This is a genomic window from Agromyces sp. GL_144 (assembly GCF_057834305.1).
The window spans coordinates 2539903-2561017 of sequence record NZ_CM174399.1 but is presented as its reverse complement, the minus strand read 5'-3'; the positions used below and the strand labels follow the sequence as shown (position 1 = coordinate 2561017).

22 protein-coding genes and 2 tRNA genes are annotated in these 21115 nt (G+C 71.2%); 6 read left to right on the top strand and 18 right to left on the bottom strand.

Translation table 11 applies throughout. From position 1 onward, the window contains the following. Window positions 1-65 precede the first annotated feature (65 nt). The 4 genes from AC3IPY_RS11735 to der are packed head-to-tail and all read left to right on the top strand — an operon-like array spanning window position 66 to window position 4185. Window positions 66-845, top strand: coding sequence for a pseudouridine synthase (locus tag AC3IPY_RS11735; RefSeq protein ID WP_489188312.1), 780 nt, complete (start codon window positions 66-68; stop codon window positions 843-845). Continuing rightward, complete coding sequence (locus AC3IPY_RS11730; RefSeq protein WP_489184464.1) at window positions 842-1924, top strand: prephenate dehydrogenase; 1083 nt, start codon at window positions 842-844, stop codon at window positions 1922-1924. The genes AC3IPY_RS11735 and AC3IPY_RS11730 overlap by 4 nt, the downstream gene beginning before the upstream one ends. Continuing rightward, the gene (gene cmk / locus AC3IPY_RS11725; RefSeq protein ID WP_489184463.1) at window positions 1921-2610 is read left to right on the top strand and encodes a (d)CMP kinase; all 690 of its coding nucleotides are present in this window, start codon (window positions 1921-1923) and stop codon (window positions 2608-2610) included. The genes AC3IPY_RS11730 and cmk overlap by 4 nt, the downstream gene beginning before the upstream one ends. A 57-nt stretch (window positions 2611-2667) precedes the next feature. Continuing rightward, a complete protein-coding gene (der, locus tag AC3IPY_RS11720; RefSeq protein ID WP_489184462.1) occupies window positions 2668-4185 on the top strand; it encodes a ribosome biogenesis GTPase Der in 1518 nt (505 codons plus the stop codon). 133 nt (window positions 4186-4318) lie between these two features. Here der and AC3IPY_RS11715 read toward each other — a convergent pair whose 3' ends face one another. Together AC3IPY_RS11715 and AC3IPY_RS11710 are read right to left on the bottom strand one after the other, a co-directional pair. Next, complete coding sequence (locus AC3IPY_RS11715; protein ID WP_489184461.1) at window positions 4319-4945, bottom strand: GNAT family N-acetyltransferase; 627 nt, start codon at window positions 4943-4945, stop codon at window positions 4319-4321. Between the two features lie 223 nt (window positions 4946-5168). Next, window positions 5169-5678, bottom strand: coding sequence for a hypothetical protein (locus AC3IPY_RS11710; protein ID WP_489184460.1), 510 nt, complete (start codon window positions 5676-5678; stop codon window positions 5169-5171). Window positions 5679-5919: 241 nt separating this feature from the next. On the opposite strand from AC3IPY_RS11710, the gene AC3IPY_RS11705 reads away from it, so the two are divergent. Next, a tRNA-Pro gene (locus tag AC3IPY_RS11705) sits at window positions 5920-5990 on the top strand. A 20-nt stretch (window positions 5991-6010) separates the two neighbouring features. Continuing rightward, window positions 6011-6084 (top strand) — tRNA-Pro (locus AC3IPY_RS11700). A gap of 209 nt (window positions 6085-6293) precedes the next feature. Here the strand turns inward: AC3IPY_RS11700 and AC3IPY_RS11695 are convergent. From AC3IPY_RS11695 to AC3IPY_RS11620, 16 genes are all read right to left on the bottom strand, one after another. Further along, on the bottom strand, window positions 6294-7460 hold the full coding sequence (locus AC3IPY_RS11695; RefSeq protein WP_489184459.1) for a tyrosine-type recombinase/integrase: 1167 nt from the start codon (window positions 7458-7460) through the stop codon (window positions 6294-6296). Window positions 7461-7503: 43 nt separating this feature from the next. Continuing rightward, window positions 7504-7719, bottom strand: a complete 216-nt coding sequence (locus AC3IPY_RS11690; RefSeq protein WP_024357612.1) for a helix-turn-helix transcriptional regulator — start codon at window positions 7717-7719, stop codon at window positions 7504-7506. Next, window positions 7716-8288 (bottom strand): hypothetical protein, encoded by a 573-nt coding sequence (locus AC3IPY_RS11685; RefSeq protein ID WP_489184458.1) that lies wholly within the window; start codon window positions 8286-8288, stop codon window positions 7716-7718. The genes AC3IPY_RS11690 and AC3IPY_RS11685 overlap by 4 nt, the downstream gene beginning before the upstream one ends. A 15-nt stretch (window positions 8289-8303) precedes the next feature. Then, on the bottom strand, window positions 8304-8756 hold the full coding sequence (locus AC3IPY_RS11680) for a single-stranded DNA-binding protein (protein WP_489184457.1): 453 nt from the start codon (window positions 8754-8756) through the stop codon (window positions 8304-8306). A 53-nt stretch (window positions 8757-8809) separates the two neighbouring features. Further along, a complete protein-coding gene (locus AC3IPY_RS11675; protein WP_489184456.1) occupies window positions 8810-10606 on the bottom strand; it encodes a type IV secretory system conjugative DNA transfer family protein in 1797 nt (598 codons plus the stop codon). After that, the gene (locus AC3IPY_RS11670) at window positions 10603-11160 is read right to left on the bottom strand and encodes a hypothetical protein (protein ID WP_489184455.1); all 558 of its coding nucleotides are present in this window, start codon (window positions 11158-11160) and stop codon (window positions 10603-10605) included. The genes AC3IPY_RS11675 and AC3IPY_RS11670 overlap by 4 nt, the downstream gene beginning before the upstream one ends. Further along, window positions 11160-12707: an ATP-binding protein gene (locus tag AC3IPY_RS11665; RefSeq protein WP_489184454.1), complete on the bottom strand. Its 1548-nt coding sequence runs from the start codon at window positions 12705-12707 to the stop codon at window positions 11160-11162. Before AC3IPY_RS11665 ends, AC3IPY_RS11670 begins: the two co-directional genes overlap by 1 nt. Continuing rightward, complete coding sequence (locus AC3IPY_RS11660) at window positions 12704-13540, bottom strand: hypothetical protein (RefSeq protein WP_489184453.1); 837 nt, start codon at window positions 13538-13540, stop codon at window positions 12704-12706. The genes AC3IPY_RS11665 and AC3IPY_RS11660 overlap by 4 nt, the downstream gene beginning before the upstream one ends. A gap of 53 nt (window positions 13541-13593) precedes the next feature. After that, a complete protein-coding gene (locus tag AC3IPY_RS11655) occupies window positions 13594-15054 on the bottom strand; it encodes an SCO6880 family protein (protein ID WP_489184452.1) in 1461 nt (486 codons plus the stop codon). A gap of 6 nt (window positions 15055-15060) precedes the next feature. Further along, window positions 15061-16545, bottom strand: a complete 1485-nt coding sequence (locus AC3IPY_RS11650; protein ID WP_489184451.1) for a TrbL/VirB6 family protein — start codon at window positions 16543-16545, stop codon at window positions 15061-15063. A 40-nt stretch (window positions 16546-16585) separates the two neighbouring features. Next, on the bottom strand, window positions 16586-16855 hold the full coding sequence (locus AC3IPY_RS11645) for a DUF6112 family protein (protein ID WP_020627604.1): 270 nt from the start codon (window positions 16853-16855) through the stop codon (window positions 16586-16588). Window positions 16856-16936: 81 nt separating this feature from the next. Beyond that, entirely contained in the window at window positions 16937-17203 is a 267-nt protein-coding gene (locus AC3IPY_RS11640) for a DUF6112 family protein (protein ID WP_043281856.1), read from the bottom strand. Next, entirely contained in the window at window positions 17203-18381 is a 1179-nt protein-coding gene (locus tag AC3IPY_RS11635) for a M23 family metallopeptidase (RefSeq protein ID WP_489184450.1), read from the bottom strand. Before AC3IPY_RS11635 ends, AC3IPY_RS11640 begins: the two co-directional genes overlap by 1 nt. A 15-nt stretch (window positions 18382-18396) precedes the next feature. After that, window positions 18397-19098 (bottom strand): hypothetical protein, encoded by a 702-nt coding sequence (locus AC3IPY_RS11630; RefSeq protein ID WP_489184449.1) that lies wholly within the window; start codon window positions 19096-19098, stop codon window positions 18397-18399. 74 nt (window positions 19099-19172) lie between these two features. Continuing rightward, window positions 19173-20249 carry a ParB N-terminal domain-containing protein gene (locus AC3IPY_RS11625; RefSeq protein ID WP_489184448.1) on the bottom strand — a complete coding sequence of 359 codons (1077 nt, stop codon included), beginning with the start codon at window positions 20247-20249 and terminating at the stop codon, window positions 19173-19175. Beyond that, complete coding sequence (locus AC3IPY_RS11620; RefSeq protein WP_489184447.1) at window positions 20246-21100, bottom strand: serine/threonine-protein kinase; 855 nt, start codon at window positions 21098-21100, stop codon at window positions 20246-20248. The genes AC3IPY_RS11625 and AC3IPY_RS11620 overlap by 4 nt, the downstream gene beginning before the upstream one ends. Window positions 21101-21115 lie beyond the last annotated feature (15 nt).

Below are 21115 nucleotides of genomic sequence, written 5' to 3'. Positions count from 1 at the left end.
CCGACGCAGGCGAGGCCGGCGACGGCGGCCGCACCACCGACGACTGGGCCGCCCCCGCCGAGGGCGTGCGTCTGCAGAAGGTGCTCGCCGCCGCGGGTGTGGCGAGCCGCCGCGTCGTCGAGCAGTACATCGTCGAGGGGCGCATCGAGGTCAACGGCGAGGTCGTGACCGAGCTCGGCCGCCGCGTCGACCCCGAGGCCGACCTCGTCGCCGTCGACGGCGTCGCGATCCAGCTCGACCCCGACAAGCGCTACTACATGCTGAACAAGCCGCGCGGCGTCGTCTCGTCGATGCGCGACGAGCAGGGACGCGCAGACCTGCGGCAGTTCACCGACGAGATCGAGGAGCGCATCTACAACGTGGGCCGTCTCGACGGCGAGACGAGCGGACTGCTGCTGCTCACGAACGACGGCGACCTGGCGCATGTGCTCGCGCACCCCTCGTTCGGCGTCGAGAAGACCTACATCGCCAAGGTGAAGGGTCGGGTCACGCCGCAGACCATCCAGCGGCTCAAGCAGGGCATCGAGCTCGACGACGGCCCCATCAAGGTCGATCGTGCGAAGGTTCGCCAGCACCAGGGCGACGACCGCCACTCGATCGTCGAGCTCACGCTGCACTCGGGTCGCAACCGCATCGTGCGTCGCATGCTGGCCGAGGTGGGGCATCCGGTCGTCGACCTCGTTCGCCGCAGCTTCGGGCCGTTGCATCTCGGCACCCTCCGGGTCGGGGTCATGCGCGAACTCACCGACAGCGAGCGCGGGCTGCTGCTGACCATCTCGAGGGATGCGGATGCCGCGCGCCGGGCCAGTGGCGACGGCGAGGCGGCCGCAGAGGGGGAGTCGTGAGCGAATCCCGCCTCGTCGGGCCCGTGCGCGTCGTGGGCGTGGGCCTGCTCGGCGCGAGCATCGGGCTCGGGCTGCGTGCCAAGGGCGTCGAGGTGATCCTCGCCGACGCGTCGCCGACCCACCTCGCGATCGCCGCCGACTACGGCGCCGGGCGCCCGGCCGCTCCCGGCGACGAGCCGCAGCTCGTGGTCGTGTGCGTTCCGCCCGACGTGACCGCCGACGTCGTGGCATCCGAACTCGCGGCGTTCCCGAACGCGATCGTGACGGATGTCGCGAGCGTGAAGTCGGCCATCTTCGACGACCTCGTGGCGCGCGGCGCCGACGTCTCGCGCTACCTCGGCTCGCACCCGTTGGCCGGGCGCGAGGTGGGCGGACCCATGTCGGGCCGGGCCGACCTCTTCGTCGGACGCCCGTGGGTCGTGGCCGGGCACGACGGCATCACGTACCGCGAGGCCTCCGTCATCGACGATCTCATCCTCGACCTCGGGGCGACGCTCGTCGAGCTCACCCCCGAGCAGCACGACCGCGCCGTCGCGCTCGTCTCGCATGTGCCGCAGGTCGTGTCGAGCCTCATGGCGCGTCGGCTCATCGACGCCCCGCACGCGTCGGTCAACCTGGCCGGGCAGGGCATCCGCGACGTCACGCGCGTCGCCGCGAGCGACCCCGAGCTGTGGGTGCAGATCCTCGGGCAGAACGCCGCGCCCGTCATCGAGATCCTCCGTGGGTACCGCGACGACCTCGACCGCTTCATCGACGCGCTCGGCGACCTCGAGGCACCAGGCGCTCGCCGCCGCATCGCCGAGGAGCTCTTCGGCGGCAACACGGGCGTCGAACGGCTGCCGGGCAAGCACGGCGTCGACCGTCGCTACGCGAGCCTCATCGTGATGGTCGACGACCGCCCCGGCCAGCTCGCGCGGCTCTTCAACGACGTCGGCGACGCCGGCGTCAACCTCGAGGACCTGCGCCTCGAGCACTCGCCGGGCGCCCAGGTGGGTCTCGCTGAGATCTTCGTGCTCCCCGAGGTGCAGGAGCGCCTCACCGACGAGCTGGCCGCGCGCGGCTGGCGGATTGCAGGTTGAACGTGTCTTCCCCCGACATCCCCGTCGTCGTCGCGATCGACGGCCCCGCCGGCAGCGGCAAGTCGAGCGTGTCCAAGGCGGTCGCACGGCGACTCGGGTACGGGTTCCTCGACACCGGCGCGGCGTACCGGGCCCTCGCCTGGCACGTCGAGGCATCCGGAATCGACACCGAACACGCGGCATCCGTCGTCGCCACGCTCGCGAGCTTCGACTACCGCATCGGCACCGACCCCGCCGGATACGCCGTGCACGTGGGCGACGTCGACGTGACGACCGCGATCCGCGACCCCGAGATCTCGGCGGTCGTGAGCCGCGTCGCCCGCGTGCCAGAGGTTCGTACGCACCTCATCGAGCTGTTCCGCAGCAGCATGGCGTCTGAGGCACGGCCCGGCATCGTCGTCGAGGGCCGGGACATCACGACCGTCGTCGCTCCCGACGCCCCCGTTCGAATCCTGCTGACGGCCTCGCCCGAGGTGCGCGCGGCGCGCCGCTCGGCCGAGCTCGCGGGGTCGTCGGCGGCCAACGTCGGCGACGCGTTGCGGCAGCGCGACGAGGCCGATTCGAAGGTCGTCGAGTTCATGTCGGCCGCCGAGGGCGTGACCACGGTCGACTCCACCGAGCTCGATTTCGACCAGACGGTCGATGCCGTGATCGCCGTCATCGCCGAACATTCAGCCGGTCACTGATTGAATAGAGCGGGGCGCATCTCGATCAGACGCGCCCGAAGACTTGAGGAGACACCCATGACCGACCAGCGCGACGAGTACGACGACGATTCCGTCGTCGATGAAGGGCTCGCCGACCGCCTCGCCGACGTCGACGACGAGCTGGCCGATCAGCGTGCCGCGGCGCTGCGATCGGGGCTCTCGGCCTACGACCTCGACGACGACGACCTCGACGTGCTCGAGCACTCCGAAGAGGGCGAAGCGGGCATCCGCTACCTCCCGGCTCTGCCCGTGGTCGCGATCGTCGGCCGCCCGAACGTCGGCAAGTCGGCACTCGTGAACCGCATCCTCGGTCGCCGCGAGGCCGTCGTCGAAGACACCCCCGGCGTCACGCGCGACCGCGTCGCGTACAAGGGCGAGTGGCTCGACCGCCGCTTCACCCTCGTCGACACCGGCGGTTGGGAGCCCGACGCGAAGGGCATCGACGCATCCGTGGCCGCGCAGGCCGAGGTCGCGATCGACCTCTGCGACGTCGTACTCTTCGTCGTCGACGCCACGGTCGGCGCGACCTCGACCGACGAGCACGTCGTGCGCCTGCTCCGCAAGACGAAGAAGCCCGTGTTCCTCGTCGCCAACAAGGTCGACGACGCGCGTCAGGAATCCGAGGCCGCCGCGCTCTGGAATCTCGGACTCGGAGAGCCGCACCCCGTCTCGGCGCTGCACGGGCGCGGTGTCGCCGACATGCTCGAGGCCGTCTTCAAGGTGCTGCCGCAGGTCTCCGCCGTCGCGAAGGACGAGTTCGGCGGGCCGCGTCGTGTCGCGATCCTCGGCCGCCCGAACGTCGGCAAGAGTTCGCTGCTGAACAAGGCCGCGGGCGAAGAGCGCGTCGTCGTGAACGAACTCGCCGGCACGACCCGCGACCCCGTCGACGAGCAGATCGAACTCGGCGGCAAGATCTGGCGCTTCGTCGACACCGCCGGCATCCGGCGTCGCGTGCACCTGCAACAGGGCGCCGACTTCTACGCGTCGCTGCGCACCCAGGCCGCGCTCGAGAAGGCCGAGGTCGCCGTCGTGCTCCTCGACGTCTCGCAGCCGATCTCCGAGCAGGACGTGCGCATCATCGACCTCGTGCTCGAGTCCGGCCGCGCGCTCGTGCTCGCCTACAACAAGTGGGACCTGCTCGACGACGAGCGGCGCCGCTACCTCGAGCGCGAGATCGAGGAGGACCTGCACCACGTGGCCTGGGCACCGCGCGTGAACATCTCGGCGCGCACCGGCCGCCACCTCGAGAAGCTCGTGCCCGCTCTCGAGACCGCCCTCGAGTCGTGGGACACCCGCATCGCGACGGGCAAGTTCAACGCCTTCCTCACCGAGCTCACGCAGGAGACGCCGCACCCCGTGCGCGGCGGCAAGCAGCCCCGAGTCCTGTTCGGCACGCAGGCCGCGAGCCGCCCGCCGACATTCGTGCTCTTCACGACCGGGTTCCTCGACCCGGGTTACCGCCGGTTCATCCAGCGGCGCCTGCGCGAGATCTACGGCTTCGTCGGTTCGCCGATCGTCATCAACATGCGCGTGCGCGAGAAGCGCCAGCGCTAGCGCCGTTCTCGGTCGAACAGCAGGACCGGGTGCTTCGGCATCCGGTCCCGCCGTCGTTCGTTTCCGCGTTCGTTCCCGCGTCGTTCCGGGCATCGGGCGACGGATGCCGCGTGCGCGGCGTGTGCCGGGCGCGTCAGCCTGCGTCGTCGAATCGGATCTGCATGACGGCGCGGCTCGGCGTCGGCCGTGCCACCTCGTGGAAGCCCGCGCGCTCGTACATGCCCACGGTGCCGGGGAAGAGGTCGGCCGCCGGCACCTTGGCCAGCGCCGTCGGATCGACGCCGTAGGCCTCGACGACCCTGGCACCGTGTTCGCGCGCGTAGGCGACGGCCGCCTCGGCGAGCACGCCGCCGACGCCGCGCTTGCGATGCGCGCGCGGCACGACGAAGCAGGTGACCGCCCAGATGCTCGGGTCGGCGAAGTCCTGGTCGGGGGAGCCCTCGGCCACGATGCGCTTGCGCGGCAGGCCCGGCAGCGCCGATCGCGGCTCGACCGCGCACCAGCCGACCGGCGTCTCGCCGTCGTAGGCGATGAGGCCGGGCCCGAACTCGTCTTCGGAGATCTGCTGCTCGAGGAGGTGCGCGAGCTCGGCGTCGCTCATGGTCCACTCGCTGCGCGGCAGCTTGTACCACTGGCACCAGCAGTGCGCCGCATCACCCTTCGTGCCGAACACGGCCTCGACGTCGGCGAACGGCACCTGCTGCGCCGGGACGACGCGCAGTTCGGGTGGATTGGTGTCGGCGATGACCTGGGAGGGCATGCCGACACGATAGTGCGCGGGTGCGACATCCGCTCGGGTTCGTGGGATGGCTCTCTCGCGAGCCCTGCACGGCGGTCGACGTCGGGCTGGGGGGAGTGTTGCTCTCAGAGTGCCCGGTACTCCGGTACCTCGGTACCGGCTCGTGGTCGTGACCGCCGGCGGTCGCGCCGAAGGGCGGTGATCAGGAGATCACCGCCCTTCGGCCGCGTGGTGCGCGAGCGCGTCAGTTCTTGGGTGCCTCGGGGGTGCTCGGCGCTTCGGGTGCGGCGGGCGCTTCGGGTGCGGCGGGCGCCTCGGGTGCGGCGGGTGCGGGTGCCTCTGCGGCAGCGGCGGGCGCGGGGGCGTCGACGGGGATCTCGACGTCGGCCTCGTCGATGACGAGGTCGAGCTCCTCGAAGTCGTCGTCGTCGAGGTCGCCGAACACGGCCTCGAACTCGGCCGCGGCGGTCTGCGCCTGGATCGCGGCGGCGCGGGTGCGCGCGTGCGTCGCGAGGGCGATGATGATGCCCACGACGCCGGCCGCGAGCAGGAGGCCGCCGATGGTCGACTGCGAGACGTTGTTGAGGTACGCCGCGTAATCGGAGCCCTGCTCGGTGTAGAAGTCGACCTGCGCCTTGTTGCCGAGGATCAGGAGGATGGCGCCGACGGCGGTCACGACGACCGCGACGACCCAGAGCAGGATGGCGGGCAGGTTCAGCGTGGACGGCTTGGGGGCGGTGGCGTTGTTCGACACGAGATTCCTTCGGAGAGGGGGCAGGGACGGTTGCCGACTGGCGGGCACGCCGCCGTCGAAGGCGACTCCGACGAGCCTAGGGGAGATGTCTATGAATCGGTTATGTTCGGGTGCCGTGCGTCTCGCGTGCTTCTCGCGTGCTTCTCCGCGCATTCGGTGCCGTGCGGCACCGCCACGTGTTCGAGCACCCCCTCGGATGCCGCTATGATGGTCAAGTTGCCTCCGACGAGTTCGGGAGCATCGGGCTGTGGCGCAGCTTGGTAGCGCACCTGACTGGGGGTCAAGGGGTTTACCCCGCTCTGGTCGGCCCGAATAACTGAAAATCGATGCCACGGGATGTGGCGCAGCTTGGTAGCGCACCTGACTGGGGGTCAGGGGGTCGCAGGTTCAAATCCTGTCATCCCGACAGAAAAGCCCCGATGAGAAGCCATTTTCATCGGGGCTTCGTCATGTCTGGCGACGGGTTTTTGTTGGTCCCCCTCTGGTCCCCTCGCCACCGCATCGTTGCCGGCTCACAGACGTCGGAGACCGTATCTGGCTCTCTGGAGGTCGTTGCCTGTGGATAAGGGGACCAAAAGGGGACCAGAGCCTCCGATCGTGGCTCCCGGCTCCCCGTCACAGTGACCTCGAGGCCTCGCGCCGGCTCGGTCTGCTGGCCTTGGCGGATCGGGCAAGGAAAGCGTTGGCCTGCTCCGCGGCAGATGCGAGGTGGCGGTCGTCGGGGTGCAGGTATCCGCGGGTGGTCTCGACGGAGGCGTGGCCGAGGATGTCCTGGAGGACGTGGAGCGGGATGCCGGCGTCTGCCATCCAGGTCGCGCCGGTGTGCCGGAGGCCGTGTCGGGTGAGGTCGGGCAGGCCGAGGTCGCTGACGATCTGGTCCCAGTTCGTCGCGTCCCGCACGGTCGCGGTCGTGAGAGCGCCGCCCTTCGGGCCGACCAGCAGCCGATCCTCGGGCTCTTTCCCCTCCGTGAGCCGCTCAAGAACCGGTCGTAGCGGGTCGAGGATCGGGACGCGGCGTTCTCTGCGGCCTTTGGTCTGCTTCGTGATGAGCCCGCCTTTGCCGGGGTAGGTCTGCCGCGCGATGACCACGATGTTCTTGTCGAACCGGACGTCACCGGCCTGAAGGCCCGAAACCTCGGAGGAGCGCGCGGCGAGGAGGGCGGCGAGCATGACGAAGTCGGAGTACGACTGGTGGACCTTCCCGCAGGCTTCAGCGAGCTTCGTCAGTGTTCCCATGTCGGGGATCGCATGGGCGCGCGGGGAAGCATCCTCCGCAGGCTGGAGACGGAAGGCATTGCGGTTCAGGCTGCGCTTGGCACGGTTTTTCGCCGGGTTGATCGGGATGAGCCCGTCGCGCACTGCTTCGTCGAGGACCCGCACGAGCGGGGCGATGGAGTTCTTGATCGTTGACGCCCCATGCCGTTTCTCCCAGGCATCGATGGTGCGGTCGATGATCCCGGCGGTGATCTGCGTGACGGGCAGGTGCCCGAGGGCAGGTAGCACCCGGAGCTTGAGCCCGTACCCGTAGGTCTCCCCGGTGGAGGTGGGGTCGAGGCCGCGCGCCCATCGGTCGCCGATCGTGGTGACGAACTCGGTGAGCGTCATGGACACGTCCATGCCCTTGGCCGATGACTGCCGCAGCGAGTCGAAGAACTCGTGCGCTGCCGCCTCGTCGGCGACGATCTCGGAGCGGATGATGCGGCGTTTGCTGATCGGGTCCGTCCAGCGGGCACGGGCGCGGATGCCGTAGGAGCGACGTTCCAGGTCGGTGGAGATCCTCACGCCGACCGGAGGCACCGGCTTCGGCTGCGCGTGCGGGAGCGGCTCAGCCTTCCGGGGCATGGCTGTGCTCCAGCCCCGCCAGCCAGGCGTCGACCGCGTCGATGCGGTACCGGGCGATCCCGCCCAGCCGCAGGAACGGCGGCCCCTGACCGGCGGAACGCCACCTCGACAAGGTCGACTCGGACACCTTGAGATAGGCGGCGATCTCGCGACTGTCCATCAGAGGCGAGACCACGATCGTGCCGCCGGTATCGCTCATGCGACTTCTCCAGTGTTCGGGTCGAGCCCGGCATAGAAGTCGTCCTCGGCCTGGCGGCGCGCGGCGACATCGTCGAGGACGAACTGCACGAAGTCCTGATCCCGGTGAGCGATGATCGTGTCCTCGACCGGGCCTGCCGGGTCCTCGCCGGGCCAGGTGGTCTGCCGTGTCGGGCGGTCTCGGTCGAGACGGGTTCCGGAAGCGGCGACCCAGTCGCGGAGCCGCTGGCGGGCGTCGGCGAAGTCGCGATGCCAGCCCAGCGGCGCGGAGCCGTTCTGCTCCGGGTCGTAGGCGGACAGCCAATGCAAGTGCAGAGCGCTCAGCTCCCACAACAGCTCCGGGTGGCGGTACCAGAACGGCGGAACCACCGAAGCAGGCAGCCCGTAGGTGCGGCGCAGCCAGTCGACCCAGCGGTTCAGCTCCAGCCACTCGGCCTCGGCCTCCTCGCTGGTCAGGAGGTTCCAGTTGATCGGGTGCGGAGGCTCCGGGATCAGCGGCCCGTCGAACTCCTCGGACTCCTCGTCCAGGTCCGGCTCGTCGGTCTCGGGGGTGGTGTCGTTCTCGTTCATCGCGGTCACCGCCGGTCAGAGCCCGAGCGCCGGGGCGGCGCCCGAGCTCTCTCGATGAGCTGCGCCGGCCGCCTGTCCCACAGGCTCCTGCGTCGTGGCGGGCTGGCGGCGGGTGCGGTCGACCTCGTAGCTCGTGCGGGCGAGGTCGTGGCCGAGCTTCTTCGCCACGAACTCCTCGGCCTTGACCACCTCGCCTTCCGGCGTGGCGCGGTCGTACTCGCGGCTGTAGCCCTCGGCGACGAACTTGTCTCCCTTGGCGAGCCGGTCGTGAGCGCGCTCGGCGGTCTTCTTGAACGCCACGAGGTCATGGAAGGTTGTCTCGGTCTGCGTGAACGACCCGTCCGGCTCCTTGCGATAGTGCTCCTGCCCGATCTTGGCGTAGAACCGGGCATCGCCCCGCTCCGTGTAGGTGAGCTGCGGATCGGAGGCGATGAACCCCGAGACGGACTCCTGCGTGTGGAGAGCCATCGGACTGCCCCGCTTTCTGACATCGGCGGCGACCCCACGACGGGGCCGCTCTGTCAGGCAGGTGCGCCCGGCGGCTCCTCCGAGCGGCGCTGCAACGTCGCCTCGATGTCGGCCCGGTCAGCGCGCAGCTCTTTCTCGTCGGGCCGGTCGGTCCAGGTCCGCATCCGGGTGAGGATGGGCGGCGCGGAGCGCAACAGCACCAGCGCAGTCCCGAACGGGAGGGTGCGGATCGTGTCGGGCGGCATGATCGGCACACGGCGGATGGAGCGCTGCGCGGAGCGGGAGCCGTGGTCTCCGACCGTGGTGGAGTCGGTCACCTCGTCGCGCTCGCCGATGAGCGTGGTCAGGTCGTGCAGGTCCTTGGAGTTCGACGCTCCGCCCAGGACGATCTTGACGATGGAGGCATCCCAGATCGCGCCGGCAGCGTTGTCCGACCACTTCTCCCGCGCCTGCGCGAGGCTTTGGAGGACGGGCATCGTCGTGATCCCGGTTCCTCCGCCCTCGGCCATGAGCGTCGGCAGCGACGGCAGCGGGGCGAGGTTGCCGACCTCATCGAGCGCGAGCAGCAGTGGCGGGTCGAGGCGGGCGCCTGGGCTGGTGGCGGCCAGGCGGCGGGCAGCTTCCACGACGTCTTCCACGAACGCCGCCACCAACGCAGCGGAGTTGTTGGCGCCGGCTCCGGTGGCCAGCAGGTAGAGGGTTCCTCGGTCGCGGAGGAACGCTTCGGGGTCGAAGTCCTCGTCCTCGCGCGGCGATACGGCGTCGAGCACGCGCGGATCTGCCAGCGCGGCGAGGGCGAGGGAGACGCCTTGCCAGATGGAGTCGCGCGTGCGGGGGTCGGAATCGATCATCCCCTGCAACGAGTCCGCCCACCCCGTCGCGGCTCGCGGGTTCGCGGTGAGGATCGCCACCGCGTCCGCGGCGGCGGATGGGTCGAGAGTCCACCGGAACAGCTCCGAGGGCGGCCGGTGATCGAGGGCGGCGGCATGGAGTAGCGCTTGGAGCGCGGTCCTCGTCTTGCCCTCCCAGAACCCGCCGCCCTCGACCCCGCCGGCCGAGAGACCGGTACCGGCGGCAAGGCCGGTCGCCCGGATCATCGCCGTCAGCGGGTCCTCACACCCGCGGATGGGTGACCACCTGAGCCCGGCGGGTAGGCCTTCGGCGAGGTGCTGGGGGTCGAACACCGCGAAAGGGCCGATTTTCTGCCGGGCGCGAAGGGTCGCGGTCAGGTTGTCCGGCCGCGTCGATGTGGTGACGACCGCGCCAGGGGCGTCCACGATGGCGTTGATGACGATGTGGGCGCCCTTGCCGGATCGGGGTGGGCCGATCAGCAGGATGGAGTCCTCGACGGACGCCCACACGCTCGTGCCCCGTGAGGCGCCGATCCGGTAGCCGACATCCTTCGGCCGCGGCTGGTGGAGCGAGGGCCGCAGGTGACCGGCCCGGCGCAGCAGCGCCGCCTCGGACGCGGCCTTAGCGACTTCGCTGCGGGTGGCGATCCCGGCGATGCGGTACGGGTCCGTCTTCACTTGGCGGCCGTGCTCGCGGAAGAATCGCCATGCCCACCAGCCGGCCACTCCGGCGCCGAGGACCAGCAGACCGGCGGTGATCCAGTACGCCACGGCGCTCAGGCCCGGTGCGCCGAGCGCGGTCGCTGGGTCACCGGGGTCCAGCAGCACACCCAGGCCCGCCTCGATCCCGCCGGTGGGCTGGCCGGTCCCGGTGATCCAGGCGGCGACGGACCCGGCGCCGCGGAGGATGGCGGCGAGGACCGCGGCACCGATGAGGATGCCGATGCCGAGGCTGCTCAGCTCGTCCCCGAGCGCTCCCGCAGGCCGGGGCGTGCTCATTCGGGGTGGCCGATCGTGAGGGTGCCGGAGACGCGGCCGAGCAGGATGACCTCGCGGGTCGGGCTCCCGGCGAGCTGGCGGGCTTCGACGAGGCCGCGCATGGTGCCGTCCAGGGCGGCATCGCCGTGGGCGATGACGACGGCGATCGCGACGTCCTCCCCGGGCACGAACCCTTCCCCGTGCAGCACGACGAGTTCCGCCGCCGGTCGGCGGGCCGGTTCTTCCGATGCCAGCTCTGGATCGGGTTCGGTGCGGCGGCGTCGGCTCGGAGTGATGATGTCGGTGAACACGGTTCCGTCCGCTTCGCGCATCTCGACCCGCACCGGCGAGCGGCGCAGGTCGGTGAGCTGGTCGAGGACGCGGGCGAAGTCCTCCCGCCGCCACGGCGGCGCGAACGGCTCCGGCTCGAACGCCGCCCCGTCGACAGTGACGGTCATGCGGCCGTCCTCGGCGATGGCGATGGCGACGAGCGGGAGCACGACCGGCACGGGCTCGACACTCCCGTTTCGGGATGCGGGTTCGCCCCAGGATCGCTTGTAGCGGGGCCGGGGCATCAGGGATCCTGCCGATCGTTCGGGATTCCTGAAGGCACGTCGAGATTCCTGAACTCGTGGGAATCGCCCGTCATGCGGCCGGTGGTGTCGAACGCGGCGAGCTCGGCGGGGTGGAGCTGATGCTGGACGACGAAGGAGCGGTCCTTGATCCGCCAGAGCCCCTGCCCGGTCCCCAGGCCGGGGAGCAGCTTCTGCTCGGTGCCGGTGAGCCCGAGCGCGAGGGCGGTGGAGCCGAGCTGGTCCGGCTCCTGCCGGTACACGATCCTGGTCTCCGCATTTGCCAGCAATGACGAGGCGAGGGCGCGCATCGCGGTCCCGGCATCGCCGACGTTGTCGAGGTCGGAGAGCTTGTGGAAGATCAGCATGTTCGCGATCCCGAAGTGCCGCGCCAGCCTCCACTGGGCGTCCATGCGGCGAAGCAGCGCCGGGTACTGCATGAGCCGCCACGCCTCGTCGTAGATCACCCATCGCTGCCCGCCCGCCGGGTCGGACAGAGCGGACTCCATCCATGCGGACGAGCAGGTCATCAGCACCGAGATCAGCGTGCTGTTCTCCGCGACCCGCGACAGGTCGAGCGACACCATCGGCAGCGACGGGTCGAACCTGACCGTGGAGGGGCCGTCGAACAGACCTTGGAGGTCTCCAGCGACGAGCCGACGTAGCGCGTGACCGACAAGACGACCGTCTTCCGCGAGCCGCCCGTCCTCATCGTCCGCCGCACTGGGGGTGAGGATGCGGTCGACGACCATCGGCAGGATCGGCACCTCGGCGCTACGGACGGCGTCTCGGAGAGCGAGGTCGATGGCGGTGTGCTCCAACGGCGACAACGGACGGTCCAGCACGGTCTCTGCGAGGGCGCCGATGAGGTCGCGGCGGCGGGAGGCGACCTGCATCGCCCACTCCGTATCCGACACCGCAGACGGCCGGTGGCCCTCATCGAGCGGGTTGAGCCTGTTGCGCAGGCCATGGCCGAGGATGATCGCCCGCCCGCCGACCGCCTCCGCGACAGCCGTGTGTTCGCCCTTGGGGTCGCCGGGGACGTAGACCCTGCGTCCGAACGGCAGGCTGCGCGTGTACAGCGACTTCGCCAGGGATGACTTGCCGGAGCCGACGATCCCGGCGAGCACGACGTTCGGTGCCGTGATGAGGCCTCGCTGATAGAGCACCCAGGGGTCGAACACGAACGATCCGCCGCTGTAGAGGTCCTGGCCGACGAAGACGCCCTGGCTGCCGAGGCCGGCTTCGGCCAGGAAGGGGTACTGGCCGGCGAGCGTCGCGGAGGTGTCTTGGTGCTTGGGGAGCCGGAACCGGCCCGGCGTCCGCAACGCCGCAGGTCCCGCCTCGCCGGAGGCGGGCAGGTAGCTCGTGTTGCGGCGTTCAGTCTGCTCCGCCTCCCACTTCGCCCTCGCTTCTGCCTTGCGATGCCGGCGGGCATCGGTCTCGACCTTCGCCGCCGCCTGCCGGCGGGCCTTGCGTTCCCGGCGCCGTTCACCTTCGGGCCCGACGAGCACAGCGGTGTGCAGGCGGCTGTCGTCCTGCCCGGTCACAGCGCCAGCCCCCGGCCCTGCGCGGAGGCGGCGCCGGGGCGGCGGGTGAACCAGTCGGCCCCGTCTCGCGCCCGGCTGACAGCGGGGCCGACTGCACGCGTGGACTTGTGCGCGGCGCGTTCCGCTTCCCGCCTCGACTCCGATGCGGGTGCGGAGGCCGGGGTGTCGATGGGGAGGAGTGCCGGGTCGGGCACGGTGTCGTGCAGGCGCAGCAGCGAGACGTGCCCGAGGAAGGGGTTGTAGGTGAGCGTGTAGACGTCTCTGGTCGCCAGCTTGTCGAGCACACCTGACGGGGGCTCGTCGTAGACGTATCCGTTCTCGAGCGCGGCCTGGGTGGTGTCCGCCCCGTAGTCGTGCTCGGCCAGGTGCTCGATCGCTGCATCCGTCCCGTCGCGGTCGATCAGCTCCAGCACCTCGTCGGCCTCGGAGCCTTCCAGGAACACGACGCTGACCCACCGCCTCGCCGGGCCTTCCTCGACGGCAGGTGCGGGGTGCCAGGCGATGCGGCCGGAGTGCTGGGAGGCGGCGTCCAGGCCCCATTCCACGGTGTCCAGCAGGGTGCCGGCCTGGTGCAGCTCGTCGGCAGCCGCGAGGGCCGAGGTTGCGCCGGCGGCCTGGTTCCCGGCGTCGTCGTGCGCCCTGGCGCGGGCGTTGATATGGGCGGCGGCGAGCTGGTCGAGCACTTGCCGCAGTGACCTGACGCCGGCGAGCAGCTCTCCGATCACCGGGTAAGTGTCGGCGGGGCTCTCGAACGTCCGGGTCGCGTGGGCCAGGGCCCGCAACGCCGCGGACGCCTCAGCGGCGTCCGCGAGCGGGGCATCGAAGGTCGGCATGATCAGGACTCCTCACAAGAAGGGCGTGACGGTTGGTCAGCAGGTGCGCCGAGTCAGACCGACCGGCACAACGGCAGCGCGGCAGCGGTGAACGCCTGCGCCTGCTGACCGATGAGCCGCCTGGTCTCGCAGGACGCTTGGATCGCCGCCTGCTCGACCGCGGCCACCGCGGCATCGAGCTCGTCCACGGTCGGTGCGGAGACGGAGACGAGGCCGGAGACGCGCAGGACGCCGTGCCCGGCAGTCAGGTCGGCCTCCTGCTGGAGCACGTCGTCCAGCTCGGCGCTGCTAGCCGCGTCGTCGATCTGCCCGATCTTGCGCCGCTGGGCGGCATCGGAGATGAGTTCGGTCTTCTTCTTCCGTAGGTCCCGGGCGGCCTGGTCGGCGCGGACCGGGGTGTAGTGCAGGGCGAGTGTGCGCAGGATGCCGTTGGACAGCACGAGCGGGGCGAGGAAGCCGGGATACACCTGCGAGCGAGGCCACTCGGTGATCCACAGCACCGCATGGTGCGCGGAGTCCGACCGCAGCCGGTCCCAGGTCTCCGTGACCGCGACCGGTCCGGCCGTCGCCAGGTCACGGCCGAGGTCTCCGTGCCGCTCCAAGGCGGGGGCGGCGGCGGGGTCGTAGGCCGAGCGCAGGATGACGGCGACCTCGCCCGGTGTCAGCCACCCGGTCGAGGCGAGCTCGGCCGCGCGCAGCGCCGTGGTGAGGGTGCTCATCTCCTGCCGCAGCACGGCCGCGGCGCCGCGCATCCCGCCGCCGGAAGTGCGTATCTGCCGGGCGGCGGCCTTCATGTCGAGCGCGAGGCTGATCGTGGTGGCGTGGCGTTCTCCGGCGGGGCCGGCACGCTCGATGAGCTCGGCGTAGGTGGTCGCGGCCCAGGATCCGTCATCAGTGCCGTGCGTGCGCCACCACTCCGCCAGCCCCGTGCCCGAGTCCGGCAGGGTCCGCTCGGACACCTGAATCCGCGCGATCCGTCCGGAACGGCACGCGGCGGCCAGCACGCGGCCCCACCCGGAGACCCGGCGCTGCTGCTCACCCGGATCAAGCAAGACGAAGGCGGGGTGGGAGACGCCGAGGATCGCGGTGAGGGTCTGCGCGTGCGGGTCGTGGACCATCGCCGCGCCGGTCTCGGGGTCCTCCCACTCCCGCAGCGGTGCCGCGTCCCCGGGCAGGGCGAGGGTCCCGGCGGGGCGGGGCTTGATGACGCGGCGCCGGTAGATGAGCTGCCCGAGATAGGTCCGGGCGGCCCAGCGGGCGAGGATCGGCACCCACTCGATCACCTTCCGGCCCCCAGCAGGGATCACCGCGAGCAGGGCGCAGGTGCCCCAGACGGGTGCGGTCCAGGCGAAGCCCATCCCGCCGGCGGTGTAGAGGGAGAAGACGACCGTGAGCACCGCGATGCCGAGGACGATGAGCTGCGGCAGGGACAGGCCGAGCATGATGCCGCGCTTGGCGAGCCGGGAGAACTGCACCGGCGCCAGCGGGTAGTCGCTGTTCGAGTTCGTGACCATCAGGGGTTACTCCTTCTCGGCCGGTGTGGACGATGGCGGAGGCGGCGGGTCCTGCCGGCGCCGAGGCGCGGGCGAGGACTCTGCAGTCCCGGGAGAGGGCGGCGTGGCCGGAGGCGGCGTTGACGGTGCGGGACGCGGCGGGGTGCCCTGCGACGGCGGCGGGGATGTCTGTTCGGCCGCCGCGCCGGCCTGGCTGTCCGCCGCGCCGCCTACCGCTTTGCCTGCCTTCGGGCCGGCGGTCGCTGCGGCCTTGACCACGGCGGCTCCGACGACCACCGCGGCACCGACAGGCCCCGCGGCCGCACCGGCACCAGCCGCGCCAGCGCCGGCAGCTCCGGCGCCCGCTCCAGCCCCAGCTCCGGCTCCGGCTCCGGCGGATGCGGCGGCGCCGGTGCCCGCCGTGCCGGCTCCTGCGCTGGCCGGGGCCGCGGCCGACGCACCGGGAGGAGGAGGTGGGGGCGGTGTCGAGCCTCCGCCCGCGCCGCCGCCACCGCTCGGGGGCTTGCTGCCGGGGTCGGTGCCGGCGTCGAGCACTTTCTTGGCCGTGTCGGCCTGCGGGGCGGACGGCACCGGCACGGGCCGGTTCAGCGCGGACTTCGCCTCCTGCTCGGACGACATCGCGTGGTACATGTCGAAGCCCACGAACGACAGGAACTTGTAGGTGATGTAGGGCGCGAACGCGGCGATGAACATCAGCACGACGCCCGCGATCGGGTCGGAGATGGAGGCCAGGTCGGCCTCGATCGGGGCCGAGACCTGCCCGATCGCGACGAGGAAGATCACGACGAGGACGAGCTTGGAGAAGATCAGGGCGATCACGAAGGCCGCCCACTTGGCGAACCAGCCCTTCGTCGCATCCCACGTCGCCCCGGCCAGGGCGACCGGGCCGAACACGATCGCCACCAGCAGCAGCGCCTTGCGGATCAGCAGGGAGAACCACACGATCGCCGCCGCCGAGATGGCCAGGCCGGCGAGGAAGATCGTGATGATCGCCCCGGTGCCAGGGGCCGTGAGGTTGATGCCTGCGAGCCCGACGGCGAGGAGCCCGATCTGGGTCCCCATCCCTTCCATCGTGTTCCCGGTGGCCTGCACGATCCCGACCGCGAGCTGATCGGTCACTTCCAGTAGCAGCGCCGTGAGGGTGATGACGAGAAACGACCCGAGGACGGACTTGGCGAGGCCGAGCGCGGCGCGGGACAGGGCGGTGGGGTCGCGGTGGATCAGGCCGGTGATGAGCTGGAGGCAGAAGAAGATCAGCATCACGAACACGGCGACACCGAAGAGGACGTTGTAGACGCCGACGTACTCGGCGCTCGTGACGTCGACGAGGGTCGTGGTGTCGAACACCCACCACACGGCCTCGAACAGCCACGCCGCAGCCCCGGCCATCGCCTGGGCGAGCCAGTCGAACGGGGCCGCGATCAGGGAGGCGGTGCCCTCGCCGACGGCGTCACAGACGGAGGAGATGACCGGGACGTCGCAAACGCTCACCGCGCCCACCCCCGCCGTCGGAAGTCATGTCGGGTCGTCATTAGACGGCCTGCCCGACGCCCCAGAAGAAGTTCACCAGCGTCACCGCGGCGCCGCAGATGATCGCCGCCCCGCAGCTCACGAGGACGCCGACCTTGCCGCGGCTGGCGAGGTGGGGGTTGCTGCTGTTCGATCCGAGACCCCAGACGATCGCGGAGACGATCAGGGCGAGGACGGAGAGGATCAGGCCCACCGTCATCACGGCGCCGACGATGATGCGCAGCTGCTCGATGCCCGGAAGGCCCGAGCTGTTGGGGTCGATGTCGATCACGGTTGTGCTCCCTTGACTGGTCGAGACGGGGTTCTCGACGGTCAGGTGCGCACTCGCCCCCAGCCGCACAGGCAAGGACGGTCAGAGCCGGGTGCCGACGTCCAGCAGGAAGTTGAGCCAGGCAACGCCGGCACCGGATAGCGCGGCGGCGCCGACCGCGACAAGCAGGCCGGTGCGGGCCTTGGTCGCTGCCTGGTAGTTGCCGGAGGCTCCGCTGATCGCCCAGATGATGGCGCAGACGATGAGCATGAGCACCGCGGTGACGAGCACGAACATCAGCAGCGCGCCGACGATGGAGCGCAGGTCTGCGGCGCCGCCCACTCCGCCGAAGTCGGGGAACACGTCCATCACGCACCCCCGGCAGTGCACAGGGCGGGGGCGGCATCGCCGCCCGCAATCCCTTCGGCGCCGTGTTCGGTGAGCCAGGCGTCGGAGTCCACGGGGTCGGCGCCTGCGCCGCCGGGGTGGATTTGCAGGTGGAGGTGCGGGCCGGTCGAGTGGCCGGAGGAGCCGACGTCCCCGATGTGCTGGCCCGCGGTCACGGTGTCGCCTTCGGCGACGTGGATGCCGTGCTGCCACATGTGCACATACATCGACGCGACCCGCTGCCCGCCGACGGTGTGCTCGATGACGATGACCCCGCCGCCTGCGTCGGTGTAGTTCGCGCGCACCACGACGCCATCGGCGACGGCATAGATCGGGGTGCCGTCGGGGGCGGCGAAGTCCGAGCCTGCGTGGAAGCGTCGTTCCCCGGTGATCGGGTCGTTGCGCCACCCGAACGGGCTCGTCCGCACCCAGGTTCCCTCGGGAAGCGGGAACACGATCCTGGTCGTCTCGGGCACGACCGGTGCCTCATCCCCGCCCCCGTTGCCAGAGGGCGCGGGGCGGGTGAGCGCGGCGAGGATCGCCTGCGCAACCGGCTGGTAGTTCTGATACCTGTCCGGATAAGCGCTGACCTCGACGGCCTGCGCGGCCTCGCCGGGATCGAGCCGCTGCCAGCCCGGGATGTCGAGCAGCCCCCGCGGGGACGGGTAGTTCGGCCCGGACTCGCCGCCGTAGAAGGCTCGAGCCTGGTAAGCCGAGTCCATGAGTTCCGCGACCGTGCCCCAGCCGCTGGCGGGCCGCATCTGGAACAGGCCGAGCGAGTCATGATCCGACCCGTCGCCATCGTGCGGATAGTCCGCGGACTCCGGGTAGGCGCTGGTGTTGGCGAGCATCCGCAAGGTGGATTCGGTGAGCGCGGCCATGAGCGCGATCAGCACACCGTCGCGTCCGACGCCGGCGGTCTGCCCGCCGACCGTGATGATCGTCGCCGCGTGCGTGAGCTGTTGCCGGTTCAGCGTGACCGTCTCCCCGTTGCGGGTCGTCGCGGTCAGCGAGTCCGGGATCGGACCGACCGCGAGTGAGCCGGGCGTGCAGACGGCGGCGGTCGCGGCGGAGGTGCCGCCGAGCGCGGCGACCCCCAGCAGGGCGGTGGAGGGCCCGATGAGCAGCAGGGTGAGGGCGAGGACGGCGAGCTTCTTCATCACGACGCTCCCGGCTCAGTGCAGCGGGTTGTCGAGCTCGGACAGCCGCAGCACCTCGCACGACCCCGATGCCGCGCCGCGGCCGGGCGTGGGCGGGGTGCAGACGAGGAACACGGTGAACGCGACCGGGCGGGACGCCTCCACCGGGGCCGTGCCCCAGGTGCCGTCACGGTGCCTCGTGCCCTCGATCGTGTAGGCGATCGCCCCGGCCGGGATCTGGCCGGGCGCGGCCTGGTCGACGGCGGTCTCCCACGCCTCCGGGATGAACACCTCGTCGATGGTGAGCCACTGGCGCGTCGCATACTGGCGCAGCTGCGCCCACGCCTCCACAGAAGGCAGGTAGGCGCGCACGTCGCCCACGAACGCATCCGCCTCGGAGCCGTGGGCGGCATCCGCGAGCACCTGCGCATAGTCCGAGGGCATGTGCCCGGTCGTGGTGTCCCAGGTGAACAGCGCGGTCGCGACCGCGCGGGCGACTGCTTCCGGGCCGAGGTTCTGCCGCAGCGGCTCGAGCTCACCGCCCGGCGTCGGGCCAGCCGTCACAGGCCCCGCCGTGGTGGAGGGTCGTTCGCTCGGCGGCGGGTCGGCAGGGGCGGCGGGGCCTCGGACGAGTCCGTAGATGCCGACGCCGATGAGGATCAGCAGGGCGAGGCCTGCGGCGGTGGCGGCGATCAGCAGGCGGCGACGGCGACGGTCATCGGGGGCGGCGGGGTCCATGAACAGGGGTCCTTCCCGGGCGGCAATAGGGATGCGTGGTTGCCAGGGAGGTGCGTCACCGACCCCCGGCCTGTTCAGGCGGTCTGCTCGGCCCGGTCCTGCCGTGAGGCACGGGCGGCGTCGGCGAACGCGACGGTGCCGGTGATCGTCTGCTCGAACCGTGCCCATTGCTCGGTGGTCAGTGCGGGGCCGACCTCGGCGGGGTTGTAGTGCTCCCACCACGAGGCCATGTCGTCCCACGTCGCGGTGAACACGCTCAGCGGGAACGGCACCGGGAGGCCCGGCTTCACCGCCGTCAGCGCGGGCCGCTTCGCCTTCCTGCCGGTCATCTTGGCGGCCTTGACGCGGGCGAGCGCGGCCTGCGCCAACTGCTCCAGCTCCGCGGCCTTCGCCTCCCGCTCCGCGGCCCGCACCGCATCCGCTTCGGTGCGGGCCTGCTCGCGCAGCTCGGCGGGCTGGGCCGGGTCGGCGGCGAGCTGGTCGAGCTCCGCCAGCGACAGCTCCGCGTTCACGCGCAGATGCGAGGGATAGACGCTGCCGCCGATCTTGATCCGCTCGACCTCCCGCGCGGCGCGCGCCCGCACCGCCTCGGGCTGGGACTCGTCCGCGGCGAGGTCTTCCAGCCGGCCGATGCGCTCCAACGTCGTGTAGGAGGCGCGGCCAGTGACCATCCGAGCGGCCTGCGCGCGGGTCTTGCCCTGCTCGATCTGCGGTGGTGCCAAATTGGCACCACCGTCTTCTGCGTCGTCGGCGGACGCTTGGAACCGGGTGGCCTCCTGGCGGCGGGCGGCGTCCTCGGCCAGCAGGGTCTTCAGTTCGCGGTAGAGGGCGGCGGCTTCGAGCTGGGTGAGGGGTTTGTGGAGCTGGTTGTCGTCCTGCTCCGCGAGGAGCTGCCCGAGCCGGTCGGAGACCCCGGAGCGCACCCAGACGTTGACGGTCTTGATGCCGAGCATTTTTATCGCGGCGAGCCGTCGGGCGCCGCAGATCAGGTGCCCGTCGAGGGTGACCGTGATCGGCTGGAGCAGCCCGTGGCGGCGGATCGATTCGACCAGCGGGGTCAGGTCGCCGTGGTCGTGCCGGTGCCGCGCGCCGACGATGATCGAATCGACGGCGCGCTCCAGCTCGATGCGTCCTTCCAACGGCGTGCTCATGATCCGTCGGTCCCGATGCGTGGGGCGGCGAGCCCGGCGGTGATCACGAGGTCGTCGTCTGTGAGGAGTGCGCGCAGCGGCTGGCCGATCAGCAGGCGGCGGAGCATTCCGCGGCCGGCGTTCGTGTGCGCGAGGGCCGGGTCGGGAACACCGAGCACGACCCGCAGCAGCGCCGTCCAGGATGCGCCGGGGAGGTCGAGGAGGGCGCGGGCCTGCCGGTCGCGGCGCAGCACCTCGAACGCCGACGCCCGCGAGGACGCCTCCGTGAGCCGGGCAGTGACGTACTCGACCGCGGCCCGCGCGGTCTCTGGCTCCCACCCGACCCGGGTCAGGAACGCGATGGTGTCCTCGATGGCGGTGGCGACGTTCACCGCCCGCTCGGGCACCGGGTCCTCGTCGTCGGGCTCATCGTCGGTGAAGGGGTCGAACCGGAACGCGGGGTGGTAATCGGGCAGCGGGTTCTCACGGTCGCTGAACCGCTCCGCATCGTGGAACACCGAGTAGCGGGGACGGCGGGCCTGGTGGACGGAACACAGCAGCCCGTTGCCGCGCTCCTCGCCGATGCAGGTCACCTGCACCGCCCGCGTGATCACCGCCCACGGGTCCTCCGCCCGGCGGGTCGCGGCACCGCGCATCGCCTCGAATGCCGCCGACGCCGCCTCCCACGGGTCCAGCCCGTGCTTGCGGGCCAGCGCCGCGTACTTGCTCGCCGCATGCTCCATGAGCGCAGCGGCCTCGGGGTCATGGCGCCACGCCCCGCGCCCCGCCTCGTGGAGGCGGGTGAGCAGGGCGCGCAGCGCCTCCGAGTCCTCGAATCGTTCCCGCCGGTCGCGGGCCGTGGCAGTCTCCATGACGGCACCTCCTGA

Bases quoted from the DNA above. Each gene is read 5' to 3' on its own strand.
- AC3IPY_RS11635 (WP_489184450.1), bottom strand. From the start codon at position 18,381: ATGAAGAAGCTCGCCGTCCTCGCCCTCACCCTGCTGCTCATCGGGCCC.
- AC3IPY_RS11660 (WP_489184453.1), bottom strand. From the start codon at position 13,540: ATGCCGACCTTCGATGCCCCGCTCGCGGACGCCGCTGAGGCGTCCGCG.
- AC3IPY_RS11670 (WP_489184455.1), bottom strand. From the start codon at position 11,160: ATGCCCCGGCCCCGCTACAAGCGATCCTGGGGCGAACCCGCATCCCGA.
- AC3IPY_RS11675 (WP_489184456.1), bottom strand. From the start codon at position 10,606: ATGAGCACGCCCCGGCCTGCGGGAGCGCTCGGGGACGAGCTGAGCAGC.
- AC3IPY_RS11630 (WP_489184449.1), bottom strand. From the start codon at position 19,098: ATGGACCCCGCCGCCCCCGATGACCGTCGCCGTCGCCGCCTGCTGATC.
- AC3IPY_RS11680 (WP_489184457.1), bottom strand. From the start codon at position 8,756: ATGGCTCTCCACACGCAGGAGTCCGTCTCGGGGTTCATCGCCTCCGAT.
- AC3IPY_RS11690 (WP_024357612.1), bottom strand. From the start codon at position 7,719: ATGAGCGATACCGGCGGCACGATCGTGGTCTCGCCTCTGATGGACAGT.
- AC3IPY_RS11625 (WP_489184448.1), bottom strand. From the start codon at position 20,249: ATGAGCACGCCGTTGGAAGGACGCATCGAGCTGGAGCGCGCCGTCGAT.
- AC3IPY_RS11640 (WP_043281856.1), bottom strand. From the start codon at position 17,203: ATGGACGTGTTCCCCGACTTCGGCGGAGTGGGCGGCGCCGCAGACCTG.
- AC3IPY_RS11620 (WP_489184447.1), bottom strand. From the start codon at position 21,100: ATGGAGACTGCCACGGCCCGCGACCGGCGGGAACGATTCGAGGACTCG.
- AC3IPY_RS11655 (WP_489184452.1), bottom strand. From the start codon at position 15,054: ATGGTCACGAACTCGAACAGCGACTACCCGCTGGCGCCGGTGCAGTTC.
- der (WP_489184462.1), top strand. From the start codon at position 2,668: ATGACCGACCAGCGCGACGAGTACGACGACGATTCCGTCGTCGATGAA.
- AC3IPY_RS11715 (WP_489184461.1), bottom strand. From the start codon at position 4,945: ATGCCCTCCCAGGTCATCGCCGACACCAATCCACCCGAACTGCGCGTC.
- AC3IPY_RS11685 (WP_489184458.1), bottom strand. From the start codon at position 8,288: ATGAACGAGAACGACACCACCCCCGAGACCGACGAGCCGGACCTGGAC.